Raw genomic sequence first — 15,366 nt, 5'->3', positions numbered from 1 at the left:
CCGCCCCGGCCCGGCGCGTGGAGGAACGCGCCGGGCGGACAGGCGGGGTCAGCGGCCGAGGGCCCTAGTGACCTCGCCGCGCAGCTGGGCCACCTCGGCGCCCGCCTGGAACTGGGCGTTGATCAGCTTGCCGGTGACCGGGACAATCACCTCGAGGTACGCCTTGAGCTTCGGCTCGGTGCCGGACGGGCGGACCACCACGCGGATGCGGTCGGTGCGCAGGGTCACCACGTTGTCGGCCTCGCGGTCCTCGACGGCGGTGACCGGCTCTCCCGACAGCTCCTTGGGCGGGTTCGCGCGCAGGTGGGCCATCATGGCGGCGATGTCGGACAGGTCCTCGACGCGGATGGAGACCTGGTCGGTGCGGTGGACGCCGAACTCGGTGTCCAGCTCGTTCAGGCGGTCGAGCAGCGACTTGCCCTCGGCCTTCAGGCTCGCGGCGAGGTCGGCGACGACCAGGGCGGCGGTGATGCCGTCCTTGTCGCGGACCAGCCCCGGCGCGACGCAGTAGCCGAGCGCCTCCTCGTAGCCGAAGGCCAGCTCCTCGGCGGCGCGGACGATCCACTTGAAGCCGGTGAGGGTCTCCTCGTACGCGACGCCGCGGGCCCGGCAGAGGGCGCCGAGCCGGCTGGAGGAGACGATCGTGGTCGCGTAGGTGCCCGGCATCCCCCGGCGGATCAGGTGGTCGGCGAGCAGCACGCCCAGCTCGTCGCCGGTGAGGGGACGCCAGCTGTCGCCGAGGGGTACGGCCACCGCGCACCGGTCCGCGTCGGGGTCGTTGGCGACGGCGAGGTCGGCCCCCGTCTCCTTGGCCAGCGCCAGGAGCAGGTCCATGGCGCCCTTCTCCTCCGGGTTCGGGAAGGCGACCGTCGGAAAGTCGGGGTCCGGCTCGGCCTGCTCGGCCACGACCGCCGGGGCGGGGAAGCCGGCCGCGGCGAAGGCGGCCGTCAGCACCGGGCCACCGACGCCGTGCAGGGGCGTGTACGCCACGGTGAGGTCCCGGGGGCCGGCTCCGGCGACCGCGGCGGCGCTCCGGACGTACCCGTCGATGAGCTCCTCGCCGAGGACCGTGCCGGGCTCGCCGAGCGGGACCCCCACCGCGGACGGGACCGCCCGGATGGCGGCCTCGATGCCCGCGTCGGCGGGCGGGACGATCTGCGCGCCGGCGCCGGCGGGACCGCCCAGCTGCGCGCCGAGATAGACCTTGTAGCCGTTGTCCTGCGGCGGGTTGTGGCTGGCGGTGACCATCACGCCGGCGACCGCGCCGAGCTCCCGGACGGCGTAGGCCAGCACGGGGGTGGGCAGCGGCCGGGGCAGGAGCAGGGCCTCGCGGCCGACGGCGGTGGCCACCCGGGCGGTCTGCTCGGCGAACTGCCGGGAGCCGTGGCGGGCGTCGTAGCCGATCACCAGCGGGCCCGTGCCGTCGTTGGCGGCCAGCCAGGCGACCAGGCCGGCCGCGGCGCGGGTGACCACGGCCAGGTTCATGCCGTTCGGCCCGGCGCGGAGCCGGCCGCGCAGCCCGGCGGTGCCGAAGGTGAGCGGGCCCGCGAACCGGTCGGCGAGCTCCGCCTCGGTCTCCGGAAGCCGGTCCAGCAGGTCCTGCAGCTCGGCCCGGCCGGCCGGGTCGGGGTCGTCGGCCAGCCAGGTCTCGGCCGGCGTGCGGAGGTCGTCAGTCGCCATGCCTTGTGGATAGCACGACGACCCGGCCGCCACAGCCGAGGGGCCGAACCCCCGGCTCAGCCGATGGTGAAGCTCTGCACCATCGCGTCGAAGATCGGCTTGCTCTCGGCGAACTGCTCCTCGGTGCTGGTCATGTAGAACGAGTAGGCCTTGCCGTCCTGGACGACCGCGCCCCACAGCCCGTGGCGGGTGGTGGAGCAGGTGTACTCCAGCACGCCGCCCTGCTTGCCGTTGACCTCCTGGTCGGCGAGGCCGACCCGGGCGTACGGCTTCGGGCAGCTGGAGCCCTTCTTCTTCAGGCCGCTCTCGGCGACCTTGAGGAAGCTCTGCGGCGTGGCCTTGGACGACGCGTCCTCGATCAGCAGCCGGACCTTGCGGTCGTTGTCCGGGTCCACGAAGTCGACCCAGGTGGCGCCGCTGACCGTCTTCTTCTCCCAGCCCTGCGGCACGTCGACCGAGGTGCCGCGGCCCTTGTACTGCTGGGTGGCGCCGGCGGCCTCGGCGGGCGCGGAGGCCTGGGGAGCGCTCGCGCCGGTGGTCTCGGGGTCGCCGCCGCCGGTGGAGGTCAGCACGATCACGAGCACCACCAGCAGCGCGGCGGCGCTGGCGGCGATGATCTGGGTGTTGCGCGGCCAGCCCTTGACCGTGGTGACGGCCCTGGCCGAGGTGTCGCGCACGGCGGTGACCGTCTGGTCGATCATCCGCTTGCGCTTGGCGCCGGGGCTCATGACCACCGTGCCGCCGCCGGGGGCGGCGGGCGAGATCGGGTCACGGGCGGCCCGGGCGCCGTCCCACTGCCGGCGCGGCGGCAGCATCGCGGTCGCGTCCGCCGAACCGCCGCGGCCCTGGTGGGCGGCGTGCGGCGGGATCACGCTCGTGGCGTCGCCGGCGGCCGAGCCCGGCATCGGCGGAGGCGGCGGGTAGGCGCCGGTCTTCACGTCGGCCGCCGGCGAGGCCGGGGCCGGGGAGGACGCGGGGCGCTCGCCCTTCTTGAGCTTCGCCAGGTGTCCGGAGAGCGACTCGCCGGGCGCGAGCATGGCCCGGCCGCCGATCTGGCCGCTGGGCTTGGGCTGCGGCGGCGGGATCGGCTGGGTCTCGGCGGCCGGCGGGCGCTGCGACGGGACCACCGAGTAGGGGTCGGTGGCCAGGTGCGGCGGGGCCTTGCTGGCCAGCGGGCCGGCCAGCTGCTGGCGGAGCATGGTGCGCGCGGTCTGCACGTCGAAGCGGCGGGCCGGGTCCTTCTCCAGCAGGCCCATGAGCACGGGGGTCAGCGAGCCGGCCCGGACGGCGGGCGCCGGCGGGTCCTCGACGACGGCGTGCATGGTCTCGATGGGGTCGCCCTTGTCGAACGGCGGCCGGCCCTCGATCGCGGTGTAGAGCGTCACGCCGAGCGAGAACAGGTCGCTGGGCGGGCCGAAGTCGCTGCCCATCGCGCGCTCGGGGGAGATGAAGTGCGGCGAGCCCAGCACCATGCCGGGCGTGGTCAGCTGCACGTCGGTGGGCATCCGGGCGACGCCGAAGTCGGTGAGGACGCAGCGGCCGTCGGTGCAGATCAGCACGTTGGCCGGCTTGACGTCGCGGTGCAGCACGCCGTGCGCGTGGGCCACCTCGAGCGCGCCCAGCAGGGCGATGCCGATCTTGGCCACGACCCGCGGGTTGACCGGCCCGTCCTCAATCACCATGTCCGCGAGGCTGCGCGCCTCGAGCAGCTCCATGACGATCCACGGCCGGCCGTTCTCGTGCACGACGTCGTAGACCTGCACGACGGCGGGGTGCTGCAGGGCGGCGGCGGCGCGGGCCTCGCGCATGGTCCGCTCGTACATGGCGTCGCGGTCGCTCGGGGCGAGGCCGGGCGGGAGGATGACCTCCTTGATCGCCACGTCGCGGCGGAGCAGCGTGTCGGCGGCACGCCAGACGGTGCCCATGCCGCCGTGGCCGACCGCGGCCCGCAGGGTGTAACGCCCGCCGATGAGCGTGCCCGGGGCTGCGCGTCCGCTGGTCGGAGCGGTGTTCCCACTGCTCCACGTCGGAATCTGAGTCACAGAGATGCCACCGAAGGGGTTGAGGGTCGGTCGGCCAACCCCGCTATCTTGCCCGGTACCCCCCGCTTTCCGGAAGTCGGTCGCCCAGTGTTTGCACAAGCTCGACGCGCCGTGTTCGCGCCGTTGCTTTGAGTGGAACTTTTCGGACTCTGAGTGCAAAATGGTTCACCCTCTAGGATCAAGGCGTGAACGCAGAGTCCGGGTTCGAGATCAAGCCGGTCTACGACAGCGGAGACCTCCCCGACGACCTCGACGAGCGGCTCGGCCGCCCGGGCGAGTACCCGTACACCCGGGGTGTCTACCCGACGATGTACACCAAGCGGCCGTGGACCATGCGGCAGTACGCCGGCTTCGGCACGGCCGCCGAGTCCAATGCGCGCTATCACCAGCTGCTCAAGGCCGGAACCATGGGCCTGTCGGTGGCGTTCGACCTGCCCACCCAGATGGGGTACGACTCGGACGACCCGATCGCCCACGGCGAGGTCGGCAAGGTCGGGGTCGCCATCGACTCGATCGACGACATGCGGCGCCTCTTCGACGGCATCCCGCTGGACCAGGTGTCCACCTCGATGACGATCAACGCCCCGGGCTCGGTGCTGCTGCTGCTCTATCAGCTGGTCGCCGAGGAGCAGGGCGTGCCGGGCAAGGCGCTGCAGGGCACGATCCAGAACGACATCCTCAAGGAGTACATCGCCCGCGGCACGTACATCTTCCCGCCCAAGCCGTCGCTGCGGCTGGTCGCGGACACGTTCGCCTACTGCCGCACCGAGATCCCGCGGTGGAACACGATCTCGATCTCCGGCTACCACATGGCCGAGGCGGGGGCCACGCCCGCGCAGGAGATCGCGTTCACCCTGGCCAACGGCATCGAGTACGTGCGGACGGCCGTCGCCGCGGGCCTGGCGGTCGACGACTTCGCGCCCCGGCTCTCCTTCTTCTTCGTGGCGCGCACCACGCTGCTGGAGGAAATCGCCAAGTTCCGGGCGGCCCGCCGGATGTGGGCCCGGATCATGCGCGAGGAGTTCGGCGCCACCAACCCGAAGTCGCTCATGCTCCGCTTCCACACCCAGACCGCCGGCGTGCAGCTGACGGCCCAGCAGCCCGAGGTCAACCTGGTGCGGGTCGCGGTCCAGGCGCTCGGCGCGGTCGCCGGCGGCACCCAGTCGCTGCACACCAACTCGTACGACGAGGCGATCGCCCTGCCCACCGAGAAGGCGGCCCGGCTCGCGCTGCGCACCCAGCAGGTCCTCGCGTACGAGAGCGGGCTGGTCGACACCGTGGACCCGTTCGCCGGCTCCTACGTCATCGAGGCCATGACCGACGAGGTGGAGGCGGCCGCCACGGCGCTGATCGAGCGCGTCTTCGACCACGGGTCCGCCGTCGAGGCGATCGAGCAGGGCTTTCAGAAGCTCCAGATCGAGTCGTCGGCGTACCGGATCGCGCAGCAGATCGACGGCGGAGAGCGCGTCGTGGTCGGGGTCAACCGGTTCGTCTCGGACGACGAGGAGCACTACGAGCCGCTGCGGGTGGACCCGAAGATCGAGGCCGACCAGGCCGCCCGGCTCGCGGCGCTGCGGTCGGAGCGGGACGGCGCCGCGGTCGAAGCCGCCCTCGCCGACCTCCGCAAGGCCGCCGAGGGCACGGAGAACGTCCTGCCGCCGATGCGCGAGGCGTTGCGCCGGCGCGCCACTGTGGGAGAGGTCTGCCACACCCTCCGCGGGGTGTGGGGCGTCTATCACCCGGTAGAGCATTTCTGAACGCGGTGGAAATCCGTTGCGAGGGTATTCGTAACGGACAGCGACCTCCAAGGGTCTACGCTGTCGCGCGTTGCGGAAAGCGGAGAGACGAGACGACGGAAGCGATCATCACGTGTCGAGTGCAGTGAAGGCGTCCGAGGGCGCCCCGGCGGCGCCGTTCCCCGGGCCGCCACCAGGAGCCGAACCCCTCCCCGGCCAGCTGGACCGCTGGCTCGCCGCCCACGGCACCGAGCTGGTGGCGATCCGCCGGCACATCCACGCGCATCCGGAGCCGTCGTACTCCGAGTTCGCCACCGCCGAGCTGATCGCCCGCGAACTCGCCGCGGCCGGGCTGCGCCCCGAGCTGCTGCCCGCCGGCAACGGCCTGATCTGCGACATCGGCGAGGGCGACCGGGTCATCGCGTTCCGCGCCGACCTCGACGCGCTGCCGCTGCCCGACACCAAGGACGTGCCCTACCGCTCGACCGTGCCCAACGTGACCCACGCGTGCGGCCACGACGTGCACACCACCGTGATGCTCGGGCTGGGCCTGGCGCTGGCTCAGCTCAACGAGGCCGGCGAACTGCCCGGCCGGGTGCGGCTGATCTTCCAGCCGGCCGAGGAGGCGGTGCCCTCGGGCGCCCCGGGCGTCATCGAGGCCGGCGCGCTCAAGGACGTCGCCGCCGTGTACGCGCTGCATTGTTACCCACAGTTGCCGGCCGGGCTGGTGGGCGTACGGTCGGGGCCCTTCACCGCGGCCGCCGACACGGTCCGGGTCCGCCTCACCGGGCCGGGTGGCCACACCGCCCGCCCGCACCTGACCGCCGACCTCGTGCACGCCCTCGGCCGGGTGATCGTCGACGTGCCGTCGCTGCTGGGCCGCCGCGTCGACCCGCGCGCGGGCGTCTCGATGGTGTGGGGCGCCGTGCACGCCGGCAAGGCGTTCAACGCGATCCCCGGCGAGGGCGAGGTGCTGGGCACGGTCCGCATCCTCAACCGTGAGGCGTGGCGCGAGGCGCCCGAGCTGATCACCCGCCTGATCCGCGACGTGGTCGCGGCGACCGGCGCGGAGGCCGAGGTCGTCTACACCCGCGGGGTCCCGCCGGTCATCAACGACCGGATGGCCGCCGCCGTCATCGCCGGGGCCGCGGGCGCCGCGCTCGGCGCCGACCGGGTGGTCGAGGCCGAGGTCAGCATGGGCGGCGAGGACTTCGCGTTCTACCTGGAGCACGTGCCGGGCGCCATGATCCGCCTCGGCACCGGCACGCCGGGCGCCGAGCGGCACCACGACCTGCACCAGAGCGGCTTCGACGTGGACGAGCGCTGCATCGGCTACGGCGTGCGCGTGATGGTGCACACCGCCCTGGCAGCGCTCGCCACGGCTGCCTTCTAGGCGGTCCTGACTTCTAGGCGGTCCTGGCCTTTCTCCGCCGCACGATGATCACCGCGACGGGAACGGCCAGGATGGCGAGCCACGGCAGGAGGTAGCCGAGCACGGTCGCCGCCACCCCCAGCGACGTGGTGAAGCCGTGCCAGCCGCCGCGCAGCCCGCCGAGGAACCCTCCCTGGGCGGGCTCGTCCTCCTCGGCCGAGGGGTCGAGCAGGACGAGCGTGATCGTGGACAGCGCGGTCAGATCGGCCAGCCGGCGCTGCTTGGCCTGCAGCGACGCCAGGTCGGACTCGCGGGTCGCCACCTCGCGCTCCAGCATCACCAGGTCCTCCAGATCCTTGGCCTGGGCCAGCAGCGTGCGCCCGCTGTCGACCCGGGCCTGCTGGGTCTTGATCCGGGCGTCCAGGTCGACGGACTCGTCGGTGACGTCCTCGGTGCTGATCGCCCGCTTCTCCTCGGTGCCCAGCCCGGCGAGCTGGTCGATCACGCCGCCGAACCCGGCCGCGGGCACGCGCAGGGTCAGCGTGGCGTCGGACGAGCCGTCGGCCCCGTTGCTCGTGCGCTGGTCGCCGCCGATGAAGCCCTTGGCCCCGGCGACGATGCCGGTGGTGCGCGCGGCGGCGGCGTTGACGTCGTCCACGCGTACGGTGATGGATCCGGTGTAAATGATCGCCCGCTGGTCGACGCTCAGGTCCGGCGCCTTGGCGGGGGTGTCCTCGGCCTTCTGCGCCGCCGGCTGCTCCGCCACACCGGCCGCTCCCACCGTCGAGCTGTCGTCGCTCGCTCCGCTGGTGCACGCGCTCAGCGCCAGCACCACGGCCGCCGCCGCCCACCACCTTGATGTCCGCATGGCTCCTCCGCTCCCCGTTCCGGTCTGCCCGCTGGGACGTGCGACGCCCCGGGGGCGGTTCCGGCAGACTGCACCTCAAGTGGTCACGATTCGGCAGCGGAGGAAGCCCGTGCGCATCACGAAATACACTCACTCCTGCCTGCGGTTCACCGGCGACGGGGTGCTCGTCGTCGATCCGGGGGCGTGGAGCGAGCGGTCCGCGCTCAACGACGCCGACGCCGTGCTGATCACCCACGAGCACCCGGACCACCTGGACGTGGACGCGCTCGCCGACGCGGTCGCCCGCCGGCCGCAGCTGCGCGTCTTCGCCCACCCCGACGTGCTGCCGAAACTGACGGCCTTCTCCGACGTGGTCACCGCGGTGCCGCCCGGCACGCGCTTCGAGGCTGCCGGCTTCACCCTTTCCTCGTACGGGGGACAGCACGCCGTCATCCACGAGGACATCCCGCGCGTGGCGAACCTCGGCTTCCTCGTCTCGGACGGCGCTCAGTCGGTCTACACGCCGGGGGACTCGTTCACCGTGCCGGACGTGCATGTGGACACTCTGTTCGTACCGTTGAACGCTCCTTGGATGAAGTTGAGCGAGGCGATCGACTTCGTCCGGAAGGTCCGGCCCGGGCGGGCGTACGCGCTGCACGACGCCCTGCTGACGGCGACCGGCGCCGGCGTGTCCAACGGCCACCTCGAGCGGCTCGGCGGGACGAAGTACGCCCAGCTGGCCCCGGAAACCACGCTCGGCTGACCATGGCAGTCGACATCGACGAGCTGGCCCGGAGGCTGTACGAGGCGCCGCCGGACGGGTTCGTCGCGGCCCGCTCCGCCGCCGTGGCGGACGCCAAGAAGTCCGGTGACCCGCAGGCGGCCAGGCAGATCGCCGCCCTGCGCAAGCCGACCGTGGCCGCGTGGCTGGTCAACCTCCTCGCCCTGCGCCGGCCGGAGCTGATCGACGAGCTCGTGGAGCTGGCCACGGCCCTGCGCGACGCCCAGCGCGGGTTGCGCGGCGACGAGCTGCGGGAGCTGTCGGTGCAGCGGCGGCAGGTCGTGTCCTCGCTCGTCGCCGAGGCGCAGAAGCTCGCCGTCGCACAGGATCCCGCCCTGCGGCGGGTCAAGCTGCCGACCGGGGAGGTGGAGGCGACGCTCACCGCGGCGCTGGCCGAGCCGGAGGTCGCCGAGCAGGTGCAGAGCGGGCGGCTGGTGCGCGCGGCGACGTACGCGGGGTTCGGCGAGGTGCCGCGCCCGCGCCTGCGCCTGGTCACCGACGCCGCCGCTGCGCCGTCCGGCGCCGCCGAGCCGGCCGCTGCCGAGCCCGATGTGGACCCTGCGCTGGGTGACTGGTCGGCGCCGGTCTCCAAGCTGGACGAGCGGCGTCATCGGGCCGAGGAGAAGGCGCGCGCCGAGCGGGAGGCACGGCGACGGGAGCTGAAACGGGAGCTGACCCAGGCGCGCCGGGCCGAGGAGAAGGCCACCGCCGCGTTGGAACAGGCCCGCAGCGCGGAGAGTGACGCAGGCCACTCCATCGATGAGATCGAGGAGCAGATCGCGGAACTCGAACGGCAGCGGATCGTGGCGCAGGCCGAGCTCTCCCGGCGCAAGCTGGCGCGACGCTCCGCCGAACGCGATGCATCGGCGGCTCGGCGGCGTACGGGGGACGTCGAGGCAGCCATCGAAGACCTGGAGGCCGATGAACCGGTCTAGCCGCCGGTTTTCCTGAACAGCGGATGAAGAGCAGAATCGGGCGGTGACCCCCGAACAGGCAGCCGCCAAGGCCCGTCCGGCGCTCGCCACCGTCGCCCGGGCATTCGCCGAGTCGCCCCGCACGCTGCAGCGGGCCCGGCTCCTCGGCCTGTCCGGCTGGGCCTACCACGTGTCCGCCCGCGCCGGCGCCCTCGGCGACGTCCGTCCCGAGACCGTCGCGGCCGCCGTCGGCTTCATCGCGCCCGACGCGATCAACGACGGCTGGGAGGCCGCCGCCAAGGTCACGCCGCCCGCGGAGGTGGCCGGCTGGCACCTGCACGAGCTGTGCCAGTGGGGCGCCGCCGAGCTGGGCTCGTTCCCGCGGCTCGCGCGCCTCTCCGAGCTGGCCGGCCGGGTGGTGTCGGCAGTGGACATCTCCGCCCTGCCGCTGTTCGCGGCGTGGCGTGCCGTGCCGGTGACGTCGGAGGAGCCCGGCGCCCAGGCGGCGCACCTGCTGTTCCTGCTGCACGAGCACCGGCTGGGCATCCAGGTGGTCTCCGTGCGCGCGAGCGGCATGACCCCGCTGCAGGCGATCATCGCCGGGCCGGACGGCGAGACGGAGGCCGTCGCCTTCGGGTGGCAGCCGCCCTATCCGCCGGCCGGGCCGCTCGTGCGCCGCCGCATGTGGGCCGAGTCGATCGCCGACTCGCTCAGCGGGCAGGCCTATGCGGCCCTCGACGGCCCCGAGCGCGTCGAGTTCTGCGGCCTGCTCGAAAGTCTGTCGCACCGGCTGACCGCCTGAGGCAGGCTGTCGGCGTGACTGATCTCCCCGCCGGGTGGACCACGCGCCGCCCGACGCTCGACGACGTTCCCGAGCTGCTGGCGCTCTGCCACGCCAGCGACATCGCCTCGGTGGGGGAGCCCGACTTCACGCCCGATGACATCCGTGAGGGCCTCACCGGCGCCAACACCGACATGGGCCGGGACTGCTGGGTGGCGCTCGACGAGACCGGCGCCATCGTCGGCTGGGCCTATCCGGGCAACGCGGACCGCGGCGACCGGGACTTCCTGGAGATCTACGTGTGGCCGTCGCGCGGGGAGCCGGCCCTGCGGCCGCTGCTCGGGCTGCTGCTCGCGCGGGCTGCCGAGCGCGGGGCCGCCTTCGGGCATGAGACCTATCACGTACGGGCGGGAGCCATCCCGACCGAGCAGTCGTGGATCTCGGCGCTGACGGAGGCGGGGTTCAGCTTCGTCAAGCAGCACGCGCGGATGGCCGTGGCGCTGACGGGCCGGGCGGAGTCCGACCCGCCGCCCGGCGTGACCGTGCGACCCGTGGAGCAGTCGGAGCTGCGGCGCTTCCACGCGACGATCGAGGAGGCCTTCCGGGACACCGATCACCACGCGACGGACTACGAGACGTGGCTGTCCCGGGTGCGGGCCGAGACGAGCGTGTCCTGGGACGAGTGGCTGGTCGGGCTGGTCGACGGGGAATGGGCCGGCGTGCTCCAGTCGTCGGACTCGTCGGCGGCGGACGGCGAGGGCTGGGTGCGGTCGCTGGCGGTGCTGGGGGCGTACAGGCGCAGGGGTGTGGGGGAAGCCCTGCTGCGGCGCGCCTTCGCGATCTATGCCGCCAAGGGCCGGTCCTCGGCCGGGCTCGGCGTCGACATGGCGAATCCCACGCGAGCCGCGCGGCTCTATCACCGGGTGGGCATGACCCCGCTCTACCGGGCGAACATCTATCAGCGGACGCTCTAGAGCTCCGGCTTCGACGTGCGGGTGGGGCGGCGGCGCAGCTCCTGCACGTAGTCGTCGGGGGCGCCCGCCTTCTCCGCGGCGTTGGCCACCTCGGAGAGATACCACGCCGTGGGCATGCCGCCCTCGTAGCCGTCGAAGACGTAGACCCCGGCGCTGACGTCACCCTCCAGCGTCGACACCCGCACGGTGAGCTTCTGGTAGGTGCCCGCCGTGACGCCCTCGAGCTCCTCGAGCTGTGCCGCGTCCCACGGGTGCACGTCGTAGAGCGCGACGAAGACCCGGTCGCCGGGGGACTCCACGATCGTGGTGACCGCGCCCTCCCAGCCCAGCTCGCCCTCGCCGGCGAAGGTCAGCCGCCAGCCCTCGACCCAGCCGACCCCCACCATCGGGGAGTGCGGACAATAGGCCCGCATCCGGGCCGGATCGAGGTTTGCACCGTACGCGGCGTAATGACCCACGGCGATGACGATAGCCCGACTCGTGGTTGGTGGAGAATAGAAGCCGTGCGTGTCGAGCTTCTTCGGCACGAAGCTTACGGTACGTGACGTTGGAGGTTGTTTCTCGTGAGCCGCATCGTGATCATCGGTGGGGGCCCCGGCGGGTACGAGGCGGCGCTGGTCGCCGCGCAGCTCGACGCGGACGTGACTCTCGTCGAGGCCGAGGGGGCCGGTGGTGCGTGCGTGCTCTCCGACTGTGTGCCCTCCAAGACCTTCATCGCCAGCTCGGAGATCGTCACCGGCTATCGGCACAACGACCGCTTCGGCGTACGGTCGGCGGGGCTGGACGCGGTCTCGGTGGACGCGGCGGCCGTCAACAAGCGGGTCAAGCAGCTCGCCCTCGCCCAGTCCGGCGACATCCAGGCCAAGCTGATCAAGGCCGGCGTCGACGTCGTGCACGGCACCGCCCGCCTCGGCGAGGACACCCTCGGCCACACCCACCAGGTGCTCGTCACCCCGCACGGCCGCGACGAGTACGCGATCGACGCCACCACGGTTCTCATCGCCACCGGCGCCACGCCGCGGGTCCTGCCCACGGCCGTCCCGGACGGCGAGCGCATCCTCAACTGGCGGCAGGTCTACGACCTCGAGGAGCTTCCCGAGCACCTCGTCGTCATCGGCTCCGGCGTGACCGGCGCCGAGTTCGCCAGCGCCTACCTCGCCATGGGCGTCCGGGTGACGCTCGTCTCCAGCCGCGAACGCGTCATGCCCCACGAGGACGCGGACGCCGCCATGGCCATCGAGCGCGTCTTCCGCGAGCGCGGCATGGCGATCCTCAACCAGTCGCGCGCCGACTCGGTCGTCAACACCGGCTCCGGGGTGACCGTCACGCTCTCCGACGGGCGTACGGTCGAGGGCTCCCACGCCCTCATCACGGTCGGCGCGGTGCCCAACACCGCCGACCTGGGTCTCCGGGAGTACGGCGTGGATCTCGGCGCGGGCGGCTACGTGGCCGTCGACCGGGTCTCGCGCACGAACGTGCCGGGCATCTACGCGGCCGGCGACTGCACCGGCGTCCTCGCCCTGGCCAGCGTCGCCGCCATGCAGGGGCGGATCGCCGTGTGGCACGCGATGGGCGAGGCCGTCGCGCCGCTGCGCCTGCGCACGGTCTCGGCCAACGTCTTCACCGACCCGGAGCTGGCCACCGTCGGCGTCTCCCAGAACGACGTCGACCAGGGCAAGGTGCCCGCCCGCCAGGTGATGCTCCCGCTGACCGGCAACGCGCGCGCGAAGATGGCGGGGCTGCAGGACGGGTTCGTCAAGCTCTTCTGCCGGCCCGCGACCGGCCAGATCGTCGGCGGCGTGGTCGTGGCGCCGAAGGCGAGCGAGCTGATCCTGCCGATCACCATGGCCGTCGAGAACAATCTGACGGTCGACCAGCTCGCGCACACGATCACGATCTACCCGTCGCTGTCCGGGTCGATTGCGGAGGCGGCGCGGCAGCTGATGCAGCACGAGCTGCAGTAGCTTTCCGGTTCTGCGCTTCCCCCGGGGTCTCGCGCGTGGTGCTTCTCCGGGGTCTTGCGTGTAGTGCTTCCCCGGGGGCTTGCGCGTAGTGGTTCCGCGGGGTTTTGCGCGTGGTGCTTCCCCGGGGTCTTGTGCGTGGTGCTTCCTCGCTTGCCCGGCGGGGGTCAGCGGCGGGCGGGGCGGTCCGCGGTGGGCGGGGCGTCGTGGACCGGCTCGTCCTCGGTGGCGGCGTCGCCGGCCTCGAGCTCCCCGGCCAGGCCCCCGGCGAGCTCCTCGGACAGCTCCTCCGACAGCTCTTCGGACAGCTCCTCCGACAGTTCCTCGTCGACCGCCTTGCGACCGCCGAAGAGGGCCAGGATCCAGCCGGCCGTGCCGAAGATCACCGCCGCGGTGGCCGCGATGGCGAAGAGCCGCCAGGCCGACTGGGTGATCGCCGTGCCGCCGACGTGGCCGACGAGCCCGCCGTAGGTCGCCCAGGCCAGGGCGGCGCCCCCGTCGTACAGCAGGAAGAGCTTGAACGGGTAACCGGTGCGGCCGGCGTGCCACCCTGCCGCCATGCGGCCGCCCGGCACGAAGCGGCAGAGCAGCAGGACCAGCGGCCCCGGCCGGCGCAGGCCACGGGTGAAGCGCTCGGCGGCCCGCTTGGTGCGCGACTCCTTGTCGCGCTCCTCCGACTTGGGCGCGAACCGCCGGCGGAAGGCGGCCAGCTTGCCGCTCAGCCAGCGGCCGCCGCTGTGCCCGGCGGCGCCGCGGCCCAGCATGAAGGCGATCGAGTCGCCGGCGAACATGCCCAGGGCGCCGACCGTGATGACCAGCGGCAGGTTGAGGTTGCCGTAGACCGTCAGGGCGCCCGAGGTGATCATGATGGCCTGGATCGGCATGACCGGGACCATGGCGTCGACGGCGATGAACCCGAAAATGGCAAGGTAAGCCCAAGCCGGTGTTGCCAGAACGGTCAACAGGTCGGTCATCGGGTCGGTCACCTCACGGGCTCCAGGGTCCACGGCATTGTCCGTGGGCGCACCTGAGAATGGGCTGAGTTCAGCATGCGCCCTGATGAGGCCCAGCTGACGGTGATGCCGGACACGCTACGTCCTTCGTCGGCCACCGGGGGTCCAAGACGCGACACCAGGCGACGACTGTCTCACACCGTGCCGCCGGGTGCTGCCCCGCTTCTGGTGCGGCTCCCGCGCGCGTACCTTGGTAGCTGCCACGCACACCGGGTCCCCCGTTCCTGGTGTCGGGCGAAAGGCGCCCACCTGGTGCAACCAGGCATGGCGCGCCCGGGCCGTCGGTAGGTCCCGTACCGACGGCCCGTCTTTACCAAGCTGATACCGACGAGCCCGTCTGTGCAACACGTCACTCTTACGATGACGTGTCCGGCCGCGCACGCTCCTTGCCCGTCGGGGCGCGTATCCGGGGTAGCAGGTCGCGCGGCCGCCGGCTCTCGTCCGGGGAGGATCGCCCGGGATCGCGTGTTTGCGCTGTTCAACTAGCCAGTGCCTAGTTAGGGTCGGCCCATGGTGAGGGACACCTACCACCACGGCGACCTGCGGCGGGTGCTGCTGGCCGAGGCCGTTCGCGCCATCGACGAGGCGGGCCCCGCCGCGCTGAGCCTGCGCGACATCGCCCGGCGCGCCGAGGTCTCGCACGCGGCGCCGACCCACCACTTCGGCGACAAGAAGGGGCTGCTCACGGCCCTGGCGGCGGAGGGCTTCACCGGGCTGGCGGCGGCGCTCGAGGCGTCGTGGGAGCGCGACGGGAGCCGGCTGGAGCTGGGTGTCGCCTATGTCCGCTACGCCGTGGAGCACCGCGCCCACTTTGAAGTGATGTTCCACCCGGACCTGTGCCACGCGACCGACCGCAGCCTGCTCACCGCCCGCCGCCGCGTGACCCGGGCCCTGCACCTCGGCGCGAGCCCGGATGCCGCCGCCGCCGCGAACACCGAGGCCGGCGGGCTGGCCCTCTGGTCGGCCGCCCACGGGCTCGCCACCCTCTGGAACGGCGGCGCGCTGACGGACCACCCGGCCACCCCGGACGACACCGCCCGCGCGGTCATGAGCAAACTGACCTGACGTCCCCGGCGCCGGCTCCGGCCGCGATGCTGTTCCGGCATGACGAGGCTCCGCCCGCGGGCTGGCTGGGACGGCGCCGCTCGCGTTTCGGCATGGCCCCGACGCGTGGCGCTGCGCTGGACACCGCTCGTCCCACCGCGACACTCTGCTCGGTGCGGTGCGGTGCGGTGCGGTGCGGTGCGGTGCGGTGCGGTGCGGTG

General features: G+C 72.9%; 13 protein-coding genes. 8 read left to right on the top strand and 5 right to left on the bottom strand.

What is annotated here, in order from left to right:
• Positions 1–48: 48 nt before the first annotated feature.
• Both RBH18_RS05130 and RBH18_RS05125 read right to left on the bottom strand, forming a co-directional pair.
• The gene (locus RBH18_RS05130) at positions 49–1,680 is read right to left on the bottom strand and encodes a phospho-sugar mutase (protein ID WP_306204764.1); all 1,632 of its coding nucleotides are present in this window, start codon (positions 1,678–1,680) and stop codon (positions 49–51) included.
• A gap of 56 nt (positions 1,681–1,736) precedes the next feature.
• A complete protein-coding gene (locus RBH18_RS05125; protein WP_306204763.1) occupies positions 1,737–3,722 on the bottom strand; it encodes a serine/threonine-protein kinase in 1,986 nt (661 codons plus the stop codon).
• Positions 3,723–3,907: 185 nt separating this feature from the next.
• Between RBH18_RS05125 and RBH18_RS05120 the strand changes: the two genes are divergently transcribed.
• Positions 3,908–5,479 (top strand): acyl-CoA mutase large subunit family protein, encoded by a 1,572-nt coding sequence (locus tag RBH18_RS05120; protein ID WP_306204762.1) that lies wholly within the window; start codon positions 3,908–3,910, stop codon positions 5,477–5,479.
• A 112-nt stretch (positions 5,480–5,591) separates the two neighbouring features.
• Entirely contained in the window at positions 5,592–6,851 is a 1,260-nt protein-coding gene (locus RBH18_RS05115; protein WP_306204761.1) for an amidohydrolase, read from the top strand.
• A gap of 13 nt (positions 6,852–6,864) precedes the next feature.
• On the opposite strand, the gene RBH18_RS05110 is transcribed toward RBH18_RS05115, so the two are convergent.
• Positions 6,865–7,698, bottom strand: coding sequence for a DUF4349 domain-containing protein (locus tag RBH18_RS05110; RefSeq protein ID WP_306204760.1), 834 nt, complete (start codon positions 7,696–7,698; stop codon positions 6,865–6,867).
• Between the two features lie 109 nt (positions 7,699–7,807).
• Between RBH18_RS05110 and RBH18_RS05105 the strand changes: the two genes are divergently transcribed.
• The 4 genes from RBH18_RS05105 to RBH18_RS05090 are packed head-to-tail and all read left to right on the top strand — an operon-like array spanning position 7,808 to position 11,127.
• Positions 7,808–8,440, top strand: a complete 633-nt coding sequence (locus RBH18_RS05105; RefSeq protein WP_306204759.1) for an MBL fold metallo-hydrolase — start codon at positions 7,808–7,810, stop codon at positions 8,438–8,440.
• Positions 8,441–8,442: 2 nt separating this feature from the next.
• Positions 8,443–9,393, top strand: coding sequence for a hypothetical protein (locus RBH18_RS05100; RefSeq protein ID WP_306204758.1), 951 nt, complete (start codon positions 8,443–8,445; stop codon positions 9,391–9,393).
• 43 nt (positions 9,394–9,436) lie between these two features.
• Complete coding sequence (locus RBH18_RS05095; protein ID WP_306204757.1) at positions 9,437–10,174, top strand: SCO6745 family protein; 738 nt, start codon at positions 9,437–9,439, stop codon at positions 10,172–10,174.
• 14 nt (positions 10,175–10,188) lie between these two features.
• A complete protein-coding gene (locus RBH18_RS05090) occupies positions 10,189–11,127 on the top strand; it encodes a GNAT family N-acetyltransferase (RefSeq protein WP_306204756.1) in 939 nt (312 codons plus the stop codon).
• On the opposite strand, the gene RBH18_RS05085 is transcribed toward RBH18_RS05090, so the two are convergent.
• A complete protein-coding gene (locus RBH18_RS05085; RefSeq protein ID WP_306204755.1) occupies positions 11,124–11,585 on the bottom strand; it encodes a gamma-glutamylcyclotransferase in 462 nt (153 codons plus the stop codon). The genes RBH18_RS05090 and RBH18_RS05085 overlap by 4 nt on opposite strands.
• Positions 11,586–11,690: 105 nt before the next feature.
• Between RBH18_RS05085 and RBH18_RS05080 the strand changes: the two genes are divergently transcribed.
• Positions 11,691–13,091, top strand: coding sequence for an NAD(P)H-quinone dehydrogenase (locus RBH18_RS05080; protein WP_306204754.1), 1,401 nt, complete (start codon positions 11,691–11,693; stop codon positions 13,089–13,091).
• A gap of 164 nt (positions 13,092–13,255) precedes the next feature.
• Here RBH18_RS05080 and RBH18_RS05075 read toward each other — a convergent pair whose 3' ends face one another.
• Complete coding sequence (locus RBH18_RS05075; protein ID WP_306204753.1) at positions 13,256–14,062, bottom strand: DedA family protein; 807 nt, start codon at positions 14,060–14,062, stop codon at positions 13,256–13,258.
• Positions 14,063–14,611: 549 nt separating this feature from the next.
• Here RBH18_RS05075 and RBH18_RS05070 point away from each other — a divergent pair.
• Positions 14,612–15,166 carry a TetR/AcrR family transcriptional regulator gene (locus RBH18_RS05070; RefSeq protein WP_306204752.1) on the top strand — a complete coding sequence of 185 codons (555 nt, stop codon included), beginning with the start codon at positions 14,612–14,614 and terminating at the stop codon, positions 15,164–15,166.
• Positions 15,167–15,366 lie beyond the last annotated feature (200 nt).

It is taken from the genome of Actinoplanes oryzae, assembly GCF_030757795.1.
Lineage (GTDB): Bacteria > Actinomycetota > Actinomycetes > Mycobacteriales > Micromonosporaceae > Actinoplanes.
This window is presented reverse-complemented; position numbering and strand designations above follow the sequence as displayed.